Raw genomic sequence first — 14,629 nt, 5'->3', positions numbered from 1 at the left:
ATCCTTAGGCAATCGTGTAGTTTATTGTATGAAAGTAGGGAAAGTATGTGAGTATAAGAAACAGAAAAAAAGGTAAAATTTCATGTACTGCAATGGTAAGGATAGAAAATGGATGTTACAACACAATTAATCCTAAAAATGGAATTCAAGGAGGGCTTATGCACAAAAAAATTGGATTTTGGGGGTTTATCATATCTTGTAGTCTATTAATCATTTTAAAGCTATTTACAAACAATGAATGGATAAGTATTATACTTGTTTTCGGGTTTGTATTTATACTTTTATATAACTGGGATGGTATGAAACAATATAGTAAGAAAAGTATTGGAATTATGATAGGTATCATTGTTGTTTGCTCATTGTTCGCAGGGGTTATTTTAATAGAGGGTCAGAAACAAATGGAGAAAATGTCTATTTTTCAAGAATGGATGTCTTCTGCAAACGGTCTTTATCTTGTAATTATAGTTGTTATTTTTCTAAGAATTGTTATAAGTATAGCAAGTTACATATTAAAGGAGAAGTAGAATGGGGGAGTACGAATGAGAGAAAAAATAGGATATTATGGTGTGCTAGTTTGTTTACTATTATCAGTTATTTCAGGACAATTTCTTAACAGTGAATGGGTACCAGTTATATTATGTATAGGAGTATTGATTTTTGCTCCTATGTATCGCTGGAATGAATGGAAAGCATATAGTCGAAAAAAGAAAATGGTTTTCAGCATCGAATTTGTCATTATAATTAGTACAATTCCGTTTTTGTTATGGAAAGGAAATGAGATAATAGATGGAATTGTAATGTTTCAAGGGTGGTTGTTTATTGCGAAAATGCTATATTTAATATGCATTTTAATGTTGGTAGTGGTAGTCACTAAAATAGTAAACGAAAAGCTATTCGTTAATGAATAAAAGAAAATGCCACCTTATTCGGTGGCATTTCCTCATTTTACTGCAGGAGCTTTTTGCATCTTTTTAATTAAACGAATTTGTCCACGATGATTGATTTCATCTTCAAAAACGTGAAACCACTTAAAATAGTTATTTGCTGGTTTGTCATACCAAAAGTCTGTCGTTTTAAATAACCATTCATCAGGTAACGATTGAAAAGTCTCGATTGTTTTGGAACGTACTTCTTGTAATGTATTTATGTAAAATTCTATAGCGTTTCCTTTTATTTTCTCACGTCCAAGATCGCCTAATTCAATGCCAGGTAACCAGCGTTCTAATTCAGCCTCCGTTGGTTCACGGTCTTCAAAAGTATGAATCTGGTAGTAAAATTCAATAGCGGCCATATGGTACAATAACATGCCAATTGAATTTGTGTCCTTATCATATAAATAATCAAGTTCCTCAATTGTTAAACCTTCCACCCCTTGCATTGTTGTATAGCGAGCGTAATTCATCATGGAAACAAGATTTGAAAATTCAGGCTGTAACCCATCTATCTTATCAATTACAAAATTCAATTTAAATTCCCCCTCTTAAACGATGACTCCAGAGAAAGAATTCTATGTGCAACGAAAAACTCCTTTAAAAAAGGTCGTGATTTCAACAAGGAATAACAATTAGTTCTCGATTTGATTTTGTAATAACTTCATATCCATCTTTTGTAATGACGATATCATCTTCAATTCTACAACCGCCCCAGTTCGGAATGTAAATACCAGGTTCAACTGTAACAACCATACCTTCTTCTAAAGTAGCCGTACTTTCTTGAGATAAGCGAAGAGGTTCATGTATTTCTAACCCAAGACCGTGCCCAGTAGAGTGGCCAAAGTATTGACCGTATCCATGTTCTGTAATGTAATCCCTCGTTATATCATCGATACTTTTCGCAGTTTCTCCAGGCTTAATCGCTTCAGTCCCACGTTTTAACGCTTCTCGTACAACATTGTATATTTTTTTGAATTCTTCCGATGGTTCCCCTATTGCTACAGTACGTGTTATATCGGAACAATATCCGTCGTAAAGTGCACCGAAGTCTAATGTAACGATATCCCCTCGTTCGATTATTTTATTTGATGCAACTCCATGGGGAAGTGAAGAACGAACGCCTGAGGCTACAATGATTTGGAATGAAGAAGATGTAGCCCCTTTTTTTCGCATGAAAAATTCTAATTCATCTCGTACAGCATTTTCACTTATTCCTGGTTTTAGAAACGTAAGAATGTGGTGAAATGCTTCGTCCGCGATATTAGCTGCAATTTTCATTGTTTCTATTTCAGGCGTGTCTTTAATGATACGAATATTTTCGATAATTTCGCACACTTGAATCATTTCCGCCTGTACGTATTTTTGCAAGTTTTTATATTGTTGCAATGTCATGTTGTTTTCTTCAATTCCAAGTTTTTGAATGTTTAATTTCGATACTTGATGTGCAATTTCTTTTTCTAAATTTCCTTTATGCATAATAATTTCAGCATCTTTTATTTGTGATTTCGCTTGATCTACATAGCGGAAATCAGTGATAAAAACAGCTTGATCGGCAGAGATTAAGACGACGCCAGCGCTACCTGTAAAGCCTGTTGCATATTGACGGTTTTCTTTCTTTGTAATAAGTAACCCGTCGATTCCGTAATTATGTAGTTGTTTTTGGATGTTAGTTATTCTTATATTCATTTTAATTCCTCCTTTTTACATTAATAAAGCAAGAATTGTGCCAATATATTTATTTAGAATAAAAGAGAAGAGGGTAGCTGTGTGTCAAAAAAACTAGACGGATGTAAAATAAATATATATAAAATTTTTACAGTAAGTTTTTATGTGAATGAACAATAATGTAAACTTGCAAACAAAATCTTTTTAATTTAAGTATTATATTTTTTGTATAAATAAATTAAAAAATTGGTATAATAAGGGATTGTTACGTTTTTTTGTAGGTAAAGAGATGTAACGAAAAAATTGGGTTAAGGAATGTGAATGTATGAAGAAATTAAGTAAAGTAATGTCATTTTGTTTGGCCGCTAGTATGCTTGTTATAACGGGGTGTGAAACAAGTGAAAACAAAGTTCAAGTGAATAAAATGATTGACCAGCTTGATGAAGCGCCAGAAGTGACAGAAAAAGAAGCAAAAAAGATTGTAAGAAAGAGTGTAGATGGAATAGCAAATGCGTTTAGTGAGATGGAAAAAGAAAATGGATGGAGCCGAAATAATCCTGGGGATTTAGAGACAGCTAAAAAAGGAGTTAAAGGATTGGTTTCAGAAAAGTTTGTAGAGAATCAGCTTCCTGAATTGCTTGCTAACTTTAATAGATCGAGAGAGACTGATATGTTACCATTCCCAAATTATTTTCAAACTGAAATAAGATTTTCTTCTTCACAAGATAAAGAAAATTTAACGGTACATACATTAAGTTTAGAAGATGAAATAGGTCATGCGGCCCAAGATTGGGAATTTCATTTGGTGTATAAAGAAGGGGAATGGTTAATGGATAAATGGTCATTCGTTTTTCCTGAAGATTTAAAACTTACAAAAGAAGAAGCAAATAGAATTTTAAAAATGCCAGACGATAAGAATGTGTCATTTGTAAGTGAAGAAAATAGTGGCGATAAGAAATACATATTCAAAGATAGTAACGGATTAATTACTGTAAATGCGAAAACATCTCTTATTTCATACAATGTAGATAAAAATAGGTATGAAAAGGTAACGAAAGAAAGAAATATTCAAGAAACAGAACAAGTACAGAGAAAGGATTCGAGTGCGTATACAGGCTCAAAAGAAGAGAAACAATCGCAAAAAGAATCTTCTTCAAAGATAGATAGAGCAAATGTTTTAAGTGAATTAGCTGCTATAGATAAACAAGAAAAACATACGAATGCTATGTCAACCAATGATATAGTAAATGAAATAGAAGGAAATTATGAACTGTGGGATAATAAACTAAATGAAATTTACAGTAGATTAAAAAGTACGATGTCACCTGATGCGTTTCAGTCGTTAAAAACGAAACAAATTGCGTGGGTTAAAGAAAAAGAAAGTAAAGTTAAAGCAATTGGTACTGATACAAATAACGGAACGATGAGGCGTATAGAAGCTTCAGAAGAGAAATATAAGATGACAAAAGCAAGATGTTATGAATTAGTAAATGGGTATATGAACTAGTGTGAACGAATATAAAAAATGCGTTGCTTATAAGCAACGCATTTTTGTATTTACGCTTTTAATTTCATTACAATATCAGCATCTGGTGTTACATATACGGTTTGCTGATTGTCGTACGTAACAAAACCAAGTTTTGCACCACTCGGTTTTTTCACATGGCGTATTTTAGTGAAATCAACAGGTACAGAGCTAGACTCTTTCGCTTTACTGTAATAAGCGGCAATTTTGGCAGCTTCTAGTAAAGTTTCTTCAGCAGGCTCTAAAGAACGAATGACAACGTGAGAGCCAGGTATGTCTTTCGTATGTAACCAAATTTCATCACGGCGGGCAAACTTCGTTGTTAAATAATCATTTTGTTTATTGTTTTTACCAACGAAAATCTCTGTGCCATCACTTGCTAAATATTTATCTAATACTGGCTTAGTAGGCTTTTTCTTTGCGTTTTTCGTTTTGCGATTGCGCACATAACCTTCTTCAGCTAATTCCTCACGAATTTCTTCAATATCTTTTGAAGAAGCAGCTTCCATTTGTTGAAGTAAGCTATCAAAATAAAGAATTTCTTCATTGGTTTTTTCGATTTGTTCTTCTACAACAACAACTGAATTTTTTGCTTTTTGATACTTTTGGAAATAGCGTTGTGCATTTTCAGATGGTGTTTTTAAAGGATCTAATGTGATTTTTACAGTTCCGCCATTTTCATCGTAATAATTAACGACCTCAATATCTTTATCGCCTTTTTTCAAAGCGTACATATTAGCTGTAAGTAGCTCTCCAAATAGTTGATATTTATCTGCTTTTCCAGCATCTTGCAGTGTTTTTTCGAGTTTAATGAGTTTTTTCTCGTTTTTATTTTTTTCATTTTGCATAAAGCGTTCTAAATCATGAGCTTGTTGTTTTACACGATCGCGCTCTGCTTTTCCGAAAAAGAAACGATCAAGCAATTCACTAACAGATGAGAACGTCTTATCTTCTCCTTGCAAGTGTGCAAGAGGGAAAAGATAAAAGAATTCTTTCCCATTTGAAGTAGTCATCGCTGGTGAATATGTATGAGTTAATAATGGTTTTTGTATGGAGAAAAATGCATCCGCTAATGCTTTTTCATTTACCATACCAGCTTTTTTCACTACTTCTTTTGCGAATAACGGGGATATTCCCGTAAAGGTGCCGACAAGCTGTTTATCCATGTTTCCAGATAGAAAGTCTAGTGGTCTAATAAATTCATCATTTGTTTCAATCTGAAGTGGGTTAATTTTATGTTGTGCTGGTGGTGCAATATATTCAGCTCCAGCGTATACAGTACGATGGCGGTTTACCGCTAAAGATATGTGTTTTAAGCTATCTAAAATAACGTTTGTTTTCGTATCTACTAAGATAATGTTACTATGTCGGCCCATTATTTCGATTACTAATGTTTTTAATGATTCGTCTCCAATTTCATTCCGACTGCGAACTGTAATTTGAATAATACGTTCTAAGTCAATTTGTTCAATTTTTTCAATAAACCCACCTTCTAAATGTTTACGAAGAAGCATACAAAACATTGGCGGTATTGCTGGTGAATCGTAGTTTTGATTCGTTAAGTGCAGACGCGCATATGTAGGGTGAGACGAAAGAATTAGTTTTTGGTTCTTTCCGTTTGCTCGAATATGTAATAAAATCTCATACTTTGAAGGTTGGTATATCTTGGAAATTCTTCCTGTGTAAAGAGAATTTGTAATTTCATGTGTAATTGCTCTTGTAAATAATCCATCGAATGCCATAAATGAACACTCCTTTCTAACTAAAAGTTAATTATAGCATTTTTTTGGACGAGGCTGAATAAGCTTTCAATAGAGTATGTCTGGAATCAGGAGGTCGATGGCAGGATGAACTGGTATGGAATGCGGGCACATGAAGTGGAAGAAAGAACGAATACGAATGTAAAGGTTGGACTTACAGAGAAAGAAGCAGAAGGGCGCGTAAAGAAATTTGGTACTAATGAATTAGAAGAAGCAAAAAGGCCTTCTGCACTAATGGTATTTTTAGCACAGTTTAAAGATTTCATGGTACTCGTTTTGTTTGGAGCAACAGTTGTTTCTGCGTTTTTAGGTGAATACATTGATTCTATTGCTATTGTTGCCATTGTTATTATCAATGGTATTCTCGGATTTTTTCAAGAAAGAAAAGCTGAAAAATCATTGGAAGCTTTAAAGGAACTAGCCGCTCCACAAGTTACTGTAATGCGGAATGGAAAGTGGGTAAAAGCACCATCTAAAGCACTTGTTTTAGGTGATATTATTAAGTTTTCCAGTGGTGATCGTATTGGGGCTGATGTGCGTCTTGTTGAAGCATCAAGTTTATATATTGAAGAGTCTGCTTTGACAGGGGAGTCCGTACCTGTACAAAAGAAGGTAGAAGCATTGCAAGGGCAAGATGTTGCAATTGGTGATCAAAAAAATATGGCTTTTATGGGGACAATGATTACGCGAGGATCTGGTACAGGAGTCGTTGTAGCAACTGGTATGAATACAGCGATGGGGCAAATTGCAAATATGTTACAAAATGCAGAGCAAATGGAAACACCACTGCAAAGAAGGTTAGAACAGCTCGGAAAAATATTAATTATTGTGGCTCTTATTTTGACAGCACTCGTTGTATTAGCTGGTGTGTATCAAGGGAATGAAGTATATCATATGTTTTTAGCTGGTGTCTCTCTGGCTGTTGCGGCTATTCCAGAAGGGTTGCCGGCAATTGTTACAGTAGCTTTATCACTTGGTGTACAGCGTATGATAAAAAAGAGAGCAATTGTACGAAAGTTACCAGCCGTAGAAACGTTAGGTTGTGCTTCCGTTATATGTTCTGATAAAACGGGAACAATGACGCAAAACAAAATGATGGTAACACATATGTGGTCAGGCGGAGAATTGTGGAAAGTGACAGGGCAAGGATATGAACCTAATGGCTCTTTTATGAAAGGTGAAAAAGAAGTGAATCCAGCTAAGACAAAAGCACTTTATCAGCTACTTACATTTGGTTCACTATGTAACAATGCAAATATTATTCAAAAGAAAAAGGCGTACGTATTAGATGGAGATCCAACAGAGGGAGCGCTTGTAGCTGCAGCAATGAAAGCTGGGATAACACGTGAGGCATTGAAAGGGAAATTTGAAGTTATTCGTGAATTTCCATTTGATTCAACTCGAAAAATGATGAGTGTTATTGTACGAGATCGAGAGGGGAAAAAGTTTATTGTTACGAAGGGAGCACCGGATGTTCTTTTACAAATGAGTCAAACGATTTTATGGGGGGATAAGCAACAGCCGTTAAGTGAGCTATATAGAAAAGAAGTACAGGCGGCTATTCATAGTTTAGGTAGTCAAGCGCTTCGAACAATTGCAGTTGCGTTTAAACCTTTAAAAATAACGGATTCTATTGAACATGAAAGAGACGTTGAAAAAGATTTTATGTTAGTTGGGATACAAGGTATGATTGACCCACCAAGACCAGAAGTGGCGCAGGCGGTAAAAGAGTGTAAAGAAGCTGGTATTCGAACAGTAATGATTACAGGTGATCATAAAGTGACAGCAATGGCGATTGCTGAACAATTAGGAGTTTTGCCACCAGATGGACGCGTTGTTGAAGGAGTAGAACTCGCGAATATGGATGTGGAGGAATTGGAAAATGTTGTAGAAGATACGTATGTATTCGCTCGTGTATCACCTGAACATAAATTAAAAATTGTTAAGGCACTGCAAAATCAAGGGCATATAGTAGCGATGACAGGTGATGGAGTGAACGATGCTCCAGCTATAAAAACAGCGGATATTGGGATAGCGATGGGGATTACAGGGACAGATGTTGCAAAAGAAGCCTCTTCACTTGTTTTACTAGACGATAATTTTGCTACAATTAAGTCAGCGATTAAAGAAGGAAGAAATATATACGAGAACATACGTAAGTTCATCCGATATTTATTAGCATCAAATGTTGGAGAAATTTTAGTTATGTTATTTGCGATGTTACTTGCATTACCCCTGCCGATGGTTCCTATTCAAATTTTATGGGTGAACTTAGTTACTGATGGTTTACCAGCGATGGCATTAGGTTTGGATAAGGCTGAAGGAGATGTGATGAAGAGAACGCCGCGCCACCCGAAAGAAGGGGTATTCGCTAGAGGGCTTGCGTGGAAAATAATAAGTCGAGGTTTTTTAATTGGGGCAGTGACGTTAGTAGCGTTTATTATTGCGTATAACCAACATCCAAATGAACTGAAATATGCACAAACTGTAGCGTTCGCGACGTTGGTACTTGCTCAGCTTATTCATGTATTTGATTGTCGTAGTGAGCATTCTGTCTTTCATCGTAATCCATTTGGGAACGTGTATTTAGTAGGGGCGGTTATCATTTCATTACTACTCATGCTAGTGGTGATATATTATCCACCGTTACAACCGATTTTTAGCACAATGCCGATACAAGCAAGAGATTGGTTATTAATTGGAGGTTTGTCATCAATTCCGACTTTCTTACTAGTAGGTTCTTTATTAACAGGGAAAAAGGCGAAAAAGAAAAAGCCAATGTTATATAAGAAGGGATTAAACTTGAAATAGTCAATGTTATGAAAATGTGATATAATTTACAGAAGGTAGTAGAGCCTTGTCTCTATTACCTTTTTCATTGAGTTATTTTATGGCTTGGATGTGATAAAAATGATTTCTAGTATGACAGGGTTTGGAAGATCGAAAGTAGAAAGTGATACTTTTCAAATTACAGTAGAAATGAAATCGGTGAACCACCGTTTTTTAGAGATGAGTATTCGACTTCCTAAGCAAATGATGGTATTTGAGGACAAAATTCGTAAAATAATTGCACAGCAAGTTCGACGTGGACGCATTGAAGTGTCTATTAGTATAGCAGGTGAAGGACTTGTTGAAAGAAAATTAAGTGTGAATTGGTCACTTCTTGAGCAGTACCAATCGATGATGGAAGATATAAAAGGAAAGTTTCAATTACAAGATTCTATTACACTCGAGCAATTAATGGCAATGCCAGAAGTAACAGCAATTGAAGAAATAGAAAATGTAAATGAACATTTTGAGAACAGTTTATATGAGGCTGTTCGTCAAGCTGCTCATATGTTGAAAACGATGAGAGATGACGAAGGAGAACGATTACATAAAGATATAGCGTATCGTTTACAAGAGATTAGCAATTGTGTAAATGCAATTATTCCACATGCACCAATTGTTACACAAAAATATCGTGAACGATTAGAAAATCGCTTAAAAGAATTACATAATCAAGAGTTAGATGAACAAAGATTGCTAACAGAAGTCGCAATCTTTGCAGAGCGTTGTGATATTCATGAAGAGTTAGTTCGTTTGCAAAGTCATTTAGAGCAATTTCGTGAAACATTGCAGATTGAAGAGCCTGTTGGAAGGAAAATGGATTTCATCGTGCAAGAGATGCATAGAGAAATTAATACGATTGGTTCTAAGGCAAATGACTTAACAATTTCAAAATATGTTGTAGAAATGAAAAATAACCTTGAAAAAATTCGTGAACAAGTACAAAATATTGAGTAGCTTTCAAAAAATATATAAAGTTATACGTGGTGGAGAAATCGGATAGACTTACTAGGAGGCGCAAACTATGGCCATGCGGTTTTTAAATATTGGATACGGAAATATTGTATCTGCTCATCGAATTATTGCTATTGTAAGTCCGGAGTCAGCTCCTATTAAACGAACAGTACAAGAAGCACGCGAACATAATGCTTTGCTTGATGCTACGTATGGGAGAAAAACAAGGGCGGTTATTGTTATGGATGATGGGCATGTTGTATTAAGTCCAATTCAACCAGAGACGATTGCACATCGTTTGAATAATAAAGAAGATTTAAGTGAGGAAGGGTAGGTTTTACATATTTATGAGAAGTAGAAGAGGATTGCTCATCGTTCTTTCAGGGCCTTCTGGGGTTGGAAAAGGAACGGTTCGTAAAGAGTTGTTTAGCCATGAGGATACACGTTTTCAGTACTCTATTTCAGTAACGACACGTAAGCCGCGTGAAGGTGAAGTAGATGGTGTGGATTATTTCTTTAAAGAAAGAGAAGAATTTGAGGAAATGATTCGTAATGAAAGATTACTTGAGTGGGCTGAGTTCGTAGGTAATTATTACGGAACACCAATTGACTATGTTGAAAAAACATTACAAGAAGGAAAAGATGTATTCTTAGAAATTGAAGTGCAAGGAGCAATTCAAGTTAAGAAAGCTTTCCCAGAAGGTGTATTTATTTTCTTAGCACCTCCAAGTTTATCTGAACTAAAGAGCCGTATTGTCGGACGTGGTACAGAGACTGAAGATGTTATTGAAAATCGTTTAACTGTAGCGAAAGAAGAAATCGAGATGATGGACGCTTACGACTATGTAGTAGAAAACGATCAAGTTGAATTAGCTTGTGATAGAATTAAAGCGATTGTGGTTGGCGAACATTGCCGCCGCGAAAGGGTAGCAAAATATTATAAAGAAATGACGGAGGGTCTATAATTATGTTAAATCCATCAATTGACTCATTACTACAAAAAATCGATTCTAAGTACACATTAGTAACAGTGGCTGCAAAACGCGCACGTGAAATGCAACTTGCTAATAACTGTGTTGTAGAGCAACCTGTTTCTCATAAATGTGTAGGTAAAGCATTAGAAGAAATCGATGCAGAAGCATTAAGCTACGTACCAAGTGAAGATAAAGTAGCTGAATAAGCCTTTGCCTTCGACAAAATAAAACATAGACTTTATAATTTTCTATGTAACGGTAACAACCTATTTACAAGTAGGTTGTTATTTTTTTACGAAAGGAATGAAATATTGGTACTGACGAGCTGGGAATTCTATTTCAGTATTATAAGTTTGAAAAAGAAAGAGGACGAGTCATATGCTAAAAGGGAAAAAGATACTTCTATGTGTAACAGGAGGCATTGCGGTTTTTAAAGCAGCTGCGTTAACGAGTAAATTGACACAATCTGGCGCGATTGTAAAAGTAATGATGAGTGAGTCGGCAATGAAGTTTGTTACGCCTCTTACATTCCAAGCGCTTTCTCGCCATGATGTATATACGGATACGTTTGATGAGAAAGACTCGGCTGTTATTGCTCATATTGATTTAGCAGATTGGGCGGATGTTGTACTTGTCGCACCTGCTACTGCCAATTGTATTGGAAAGTTAGCTGGTGGTATTGCAGATGATATGATTACAACTACTCTGTTAGCTACTACAGCCCCGGTATGGATTGCGCCTGCTATGAATGTGCATATGTATGAAAATAAAATTGTTCAAAAAAATATGATGACATTGAAAACGCTAGGATATACATTTATTGAGCCTGGGGAAGGCTTTTTAGCATGTGGATATGTAGCGAAGGGACGACTAGAAGAACCTGAAGCGATTATTGCACGGTTAGAGGAAGCTTTCTCAGAACACAAACCATTGCAGGGAAAAAGAATATTAATAACTGCTGGCCCAACACGTGAAAAAGTTGATCCAGTTCGTTTTATGACGAATTTTTCTTCTGGAAAAATGGGGTATGCGATTGCAGAAGTGGCGGCGAATTTAGGCGCTGATGTTATACTCGTTTCAGGACCGACAGCATTAAATCCACCGTTACATGTAACGACAGTGCAAGTGGAATCTGCACAAGATATGTTAGAAGCAGTTCTTCAACATTATCAAAACGTAGACGTTGTCATTAAAACAGCAGCAGTTGCAGATTATCGTCCGAAATATGTTCATGATAATAAAATGAAAAAGCAAAATGGTGATGCTGTCATTGAACTCGAAAGAACGGTGGATATTTTAAAAACGTTAGGTCAGAAAAAGGATAAACAGTTACTTATCGGTTTTGCTGCTGAAACGACAAATGTAGAGGAATATGCAACGAAAAAACTACGTGAGAAAAATGCAGATATGATTGTCGCGAATGATGTAAAAGCGCAAGGAGCTGGATTTGGCACGGATACGAATATTGTAACAATGTATAGAAAAGATGGAAAAGTTATTGAGTTACCACTTTTACTGAAAAAAGAGGTAGCTCGTGAAATATTAAAGCAAATTGAAATGATGTTAGAAGATGATCGTTTATGAAATTTGCAAGTGTAATTGTTGATGTACCTGCCCGTCAGACAGATCGACCATTTGATTACATTATCCCTGAAAAATGGGAAGATATTGTACAGACAGGAATGCGTGTAGTAGTTCCGTTTGGGCCAAGGAAATTACAAGGTTTTATTATTGGGATTAAAGATTCGGTGGATGTAGAAAGTAAGAAGTTAAAGACAATCCATGAAATATTAGATGTAACACCGGTTTTAAATGATGAATTATTAAAGCTTGGATATTGGCTTACAAGTGAAACGTTATGCTACATGATTTCAGCTTTTCAAGTGATGCTTCCAACTGCGATAAAAGCAACGTATAAAAAACGTCTACAACTTTGTAAACAGGAAGAAATAGCATCTGAAATACTATATTTATTTCAGGATAAAGAAGCAATTGATTTTGAAGTAATCGAGCAGCAGCCACATTTATACCGGACTATTCAACAAGAAATTAAAAATGGTACGGTTGAAGTCGTTTATCAAGTGAAAGATAAAGTACAAAAGAAGAAGCAAAGAGTTGTTCAGCCGGAGTTGCCAGAAGATAAATTGGAATTAGCGGCATTTGAACTGAAAAGTAAAAAACAACAAGATGTACTTTATTATTTTGTGGAAAATTATAAAAGTGTACCGTTGAAAATAATTACAGAAGAGTTACAAATAACAGATGCTCCAATAAAAGCACTTGTTAAAAAGGGCTTCATTTCAGAAAAGTATGTGGAAGTATACCGAAATCCGTATGACGATGATGATTTTGAACAAACGAAACCATTTCCACTTACGGAGGAACAAAAACAAGTTATTACACCGATTTTATCATCAATTACAAATGAAACTTATAATCCATTTTTACTATATGGTGTTACAGGAAGTGGAAAGACAGAAGTATATTTACAATCTATAGCAGCAGTGCTTGAGAAAGGAAAAGAAGCTATCGTTCTTGTTCCTGAAATTGCACTAACGCCCCAAATGGTGGATCGTTTTAAAGGTAGGTTTGGCTCGCAAGTTGCAGTTCTTCATAGTGCGTTGTCTGTTGGAGAAAAGTATGACGAGTGGCGTAAGATTTTAAGAAAAGAAGTGAAAGTTGTAGTTGGTGCGCGTTCAGCCGTTTTTGCGCCTTTTGAGAATTTAGGGATTATTATTATTGATGAAGAGCATGAATCAAGTTACAAACAAGAAGATAATCCGAGGTATCATGCAAGAGATGTAGCTGTCTGGAGAGGGCAATATCATAAATGTCCTATCGTTCTTGGTAGTGCGACACCAACACTTGAATCGTTTGCAAGGGCGAAAAAAGGTGTTTATAAACTACTAACAATGGAAAGACGTATGAATGAACAAGCTTTACCAACGGTAGAGATTGTTGACATGCGAGAAGAACTTCGTGACGGGAATCGATCAATGTTTTCTAAGGCGCTGCATGAAAAAATAGCAGATCGATTAGAAAAGAAAGAACAAATGGTACTCTTTTTAAATAGAAGAGGTCATTCTACATTTGTTATGTGCCGTGATTGTGGGTATGTTGTACAATGTCCGCATTGTGATATTTCATTGACATATCATAAAATGAATCATCGTTTAAAATGTCATTATTGTAGTTACGAAGAGAATATGCCAACTGAGTGTCCAGCTTGTCAAAGTACATACATTCGTTTCTTTGGTACAGGTACACAAAAGGTAGAAGAAGAAATTACAAAACTATTTCCAGAGGCGCGAGTCATTCGAATGGATGTAGATACGACAAGTCGAAAAGGAATGCATGAAAAATTATTAAAGGCGTTTGGGGAAGAAAAAGCAGATATACTACTTGGAACACAAATGATTGCTAAAGGATTAGATTTTCCGAAAGTAACTCTTGTTGGGGTTTTAACTGCAGATACGATGCTTCACTTACCTGATTTTCGGGCAAGTGAAAAGACATATCAGTTATTGACGCAAGTAAGTGGACGAGCGGGTAGACATGAATTGCCAGGGGAAGTTGTGATTCAAACATATACGCCAGAACATTACAGTATAGAGTTAGCGAAGAACCAACAATATGATGTGTTTTTTGACCAAGAAATGCAAATGAGGCGAACAAGACAATATCCCCCATATTACTATGTTGTACTTGTAACTGTATCTCATCCTGAATTATTAAAAGCGGTGCAAGTGACGGAAAAAATTGCCTCGTATTTACGAACGCATTGCTCACAGCAAACAATGGTGTTAGGACCAGTTGCTTCAGCAATTCCAAGGATAAAAGATAGATATCGTTATCAATGCATGATAAAATACAAACGGGAACCAAACTTAAAGAACGTGCTCAAAATGGTAAATGAACATTATCAAGCAGAAATGCAAAAAGAGCTACAAATCTCAATTGATTTTAATCCAACAATGTTAATGTAGCGGA

13 protein-coding genes are annotated in these 14,629 nt (G+C 35.7%); 10 read left to right on the top strand and 3 right to left on the bottom strand.

Annotated features, from left to right (window positions below):
• Nucleotides 1-92: 92 nt before the first annotated feature.
• Nucleotides 93-524 carry a YoqO family protein gene (locus tag MHH27_RS19720; RefSeq protein ID WP_340943794.1) on the top strand — a complete coding sequence of 144 codons (432 nt, stop codon included), beginning with the start codon at nt 93-95 and terminating at the stop codon, nt 522-524.
• A gap of 15 nt (nt 525-539) precedes the next feature.
• A complete protein-coding gene (locus MHH27_RS19715; protein WP_002181188.1) occupies nt 540-908 on the top strand; it encodes a YoqO family protein in 369 nt (122 codons plus the stop codon).
• 32 nt (nt 909-940) lie between these two features.
• On the opposite strand, the gene MHH27_RS19710 is transcribed toward MHH27_RS19715, so the two are convergent.
• Nucleotides 941-1,465: a DinB family protein gene (locus MHH27_RS19710; RefSeq protein ID WP_097924686.1), complete on the bottom strand. Its 525-nt coding sequence runs from the start codon at nt 1,463-1,465 to the stop codon at nt 941-943.
• An 82-nt stretch (nt 1,466-1,547) separates the two neighbouring features.
• Nucleotides 1,548-2,618 (bottom strand): M24 family metallopeptidase, encoded by a 1,071-nt coding sequence (locus MHH27_RS19705; protein ID WP_001026209.1) that lies wholly within the window; start codon nt 2,616-2,618, stop codon nt 1,548-1,550.
• 304 nt (nt 2,619-2,922) lie between these two features.
• Here MHH27_RS19705 and MHH27_RS19700 point away from each other — a divergent pair, with 304 nt between their 5' ends.
• A complete protein-coding gene (locus MHH27_RS19700) occupies nt 2,923-4,104 on the top strand; it encodes a lysozyme inhibitor LprI family protein (RefSeq protein ID WP_340943791.1) in 1,182 nt (393 codons plus the stop codon).
• 50 nt (nt 4,105-4,154) lie between these two features.
• On the opposite strand, the gene MHH27_RS19695 is transcribed toward MHH27_RS19700, so the two are convergent.
• On the bottom strand, nt 4,155-5,864 hold the full coding sequence (locus tag MHH27_RS19695) for an Rqc2 family fibronectin-binding protein (protein ID WP_340943790.1): 1,710 nt from the start codon (nt 5,862-5,864) through the stop codon (nt 4,155-4,157).
• A 105-nt stretch (nt 5,865-5,969) separates the two neighbouring features.
• Here MHH27_RS19695 and MHH27_RS19690 point away from each other — a divergent pair, with 105 nt between their 5' ends.
• From MHH27_RS19690 to priA, 7 genes are all read left to right on the top strand, one after another.
• Entirely contained in the window at nt 5,970-8,693 is a 2,724-nt protein-coding gene (locus MHH27_RS19690) for a calcium-translocating P-type ATPase, SERCA-type (protein ID WP_097924682.1), read from the top strand.
• Between the two features lie 99 nt (nt 8,694-8,792).
• Nucleotides 8,793-9,668, top strand: coding sequence for a YicC/YloC family endoribonuclease (locus MHH27_RS19685; RefSeq protein ID WP_000625865.1), 876 nt, complete (start codon nt 8,793-8,795; stop codon nt 9,666-9,668).
• A gap of 67 nt (nt 9,669-9,735) precedes the next feature.
• Nucleotides 9,736-9,999 carry an extracellular matrix/biofilm regulator RemA gene (remA, locus tag MHH27_RS19680; RefSeq protein WP_001251456.1) on the top strand — a complete coding sequence of 88 codons (264 nt, stop codon included), beginning with the start codon at nt 9,736-9,738 and terminating at the stop codon, nt 9,997-9,999.
• 13 nt (nt 10,000-10,012) lie between these two features.
• Nucleotides 10,013-10,630, top strand: coding sequence for a guanylate kinase (gene gmk, locus MHH27_RS19675; RefSeq protein WP_001257742.1), 618 nt, complete (start codon nt 10,013-10,015; stop codon nt 10,628-10,630).
• Between the two features lie 2 nt (nt 10,631-10,632).
• The gene (gene rpoZ, locus MHH27_RS19670) at nt 10,633-10,845 is read left to right on the top strand and encodes a DNA-directed RNA polymerase subunit omega (protein ID WP_000933961.1); all 213 of its coding nucleotides are present in this window, start codon (nt 10,633-10,635) and stop codon (nt 10,843-10,845) included.
• 172 nt (nt 10,846-11,017) lie between these two features.
• Nucleotides 11,018-12,223, top strand: a complete 1,206-nt coding sequence (coaBC, locus tag MHH27_RS19665; RefSeq protein ID WP_000911748.1) for a bifunctional phosphopantothenoylcysteine decarboxylase/phosphopantothenate--cysteine ligase CoaBC — start codon at nt 11,018-11,020, stop codon at nt 12,221-12,223.
• Nucleotides 12,220-14,625: a primosomal protein N' gene (priA, locus tag MHH27_RS19660; protein ID WP_090977185.1), complete on the top strand. Its 2,406-nt coding sequence runs from the start codon at nt 12,220-12,222 to the stop codon at nt 14,623-14,625. The genes coaBC and priA overlap by 4 nt, the downstream gene beginning before the upstream one ends.
• Nucleotides 14,626-14,629: the final 4 nt, after the last annotated feature.

The sequence above is a fragment of the Bacillus sp. FSL L8-0152 genome (assembly GCF_038006365.1).
Lineage (GTDB): Bacteria > Bacillota > Bacilli > Bacillales > Bacillaceae_G > Bacillus_A > Bacillus_A cereus.
The sequence above is the reverse complement of the archived record's forward strand: the minus strand, read 5'-3'. Positions and strand labels throughout refer to the sequence as shown.

What these genes read in the sequence shown, in the direction of transcription:
- MHH27_RS19705 (WP_001026209.1), bottom strand. Translation starts at nt 2,618, where the DNA reads ATGAATATAAGAATAACTAACATCCAAAAACAACTACATAATTACGGA.
- priA (WP_090977185.1), top strand. Translation starts at nt 12,220, where the DNA reads ATGAAATTTGCAAGTGTAATTGTTGATGTACCTGCCCGTCAGACAGAT.
- MHH27_RS19690 (WP_097924682.1), top strand. Translation starts at nt 5,970, where the DNA reads ATGAACTGGTATGGAATGCGGGCACATGAAGTGGAAGAAAGAACGAAT.
- gmk (WP_001257742.1), top strand. Translation starts at nt 10,013, where the DNA reads ATGAGAAGTAGAAGAGGATTGCTCATCGTTCTTTCAGGGCCTTCTGGG.
- MHH27_RS19715 (WP_002181188.1), top strand. Translation starts at nt 540, where the DNA reads ATGAGAGAAAAAATAGGATATTATGGTGTGCTAGTTTGTTTACTATTA.
- coaBC (WP_000911748.1), top strand. Translation starts at nt 11,018, where the DNA reads ATGCTAAAAGGGAAAAAGATACTTCTATGTGTAACAGGAGGCATTGCG.
- MHH27_RS19695 (WP_340943790.1), bottom strand. Translation starts at nt 5,864, where the DNA reads ATGGCATTCGATGGATTATTTACAAGAGCAATTACACATGAAATTACA.
- MHH27_RS19720 (WP_340943794.1), top strand. Translation starts at nt 93, where the DNA reads ATGGTAAGGATAGAAAATGGATGTTACAACACAATTAATCCTAAAAAT.
- rpoZ (WP_000933961.1), top strand. Translation starts at nt 10,633, where the DNA reads ATGTTAAATCCATCAATTGACTCATTACTACAAAAAATCGATTCTAAG.
- remA (WP_001251456.1), top strand. Translation starts at nt 9,736, where the DNA reads ATGGCCATGCGGTTTTTAAATATTGGATACGGAAATATTGTATCTGCT.
- MHH27_RS19685 (WP_000625865.1), top strand. Translation starts at nt 8,793, where the DNA reads ATGATTTCTAGTATGACAGGGTTTGGAAGATCGAAAGTAGAAAGTGAT.
- MHH27_RS19700 (WP_340943791.1), top strand. Translation starts at nt 2,923, where the DNA reads ATGAAGAAATTAAGTAAAGTAATGTCATTTTGTTTGGCCGCTAGTATG.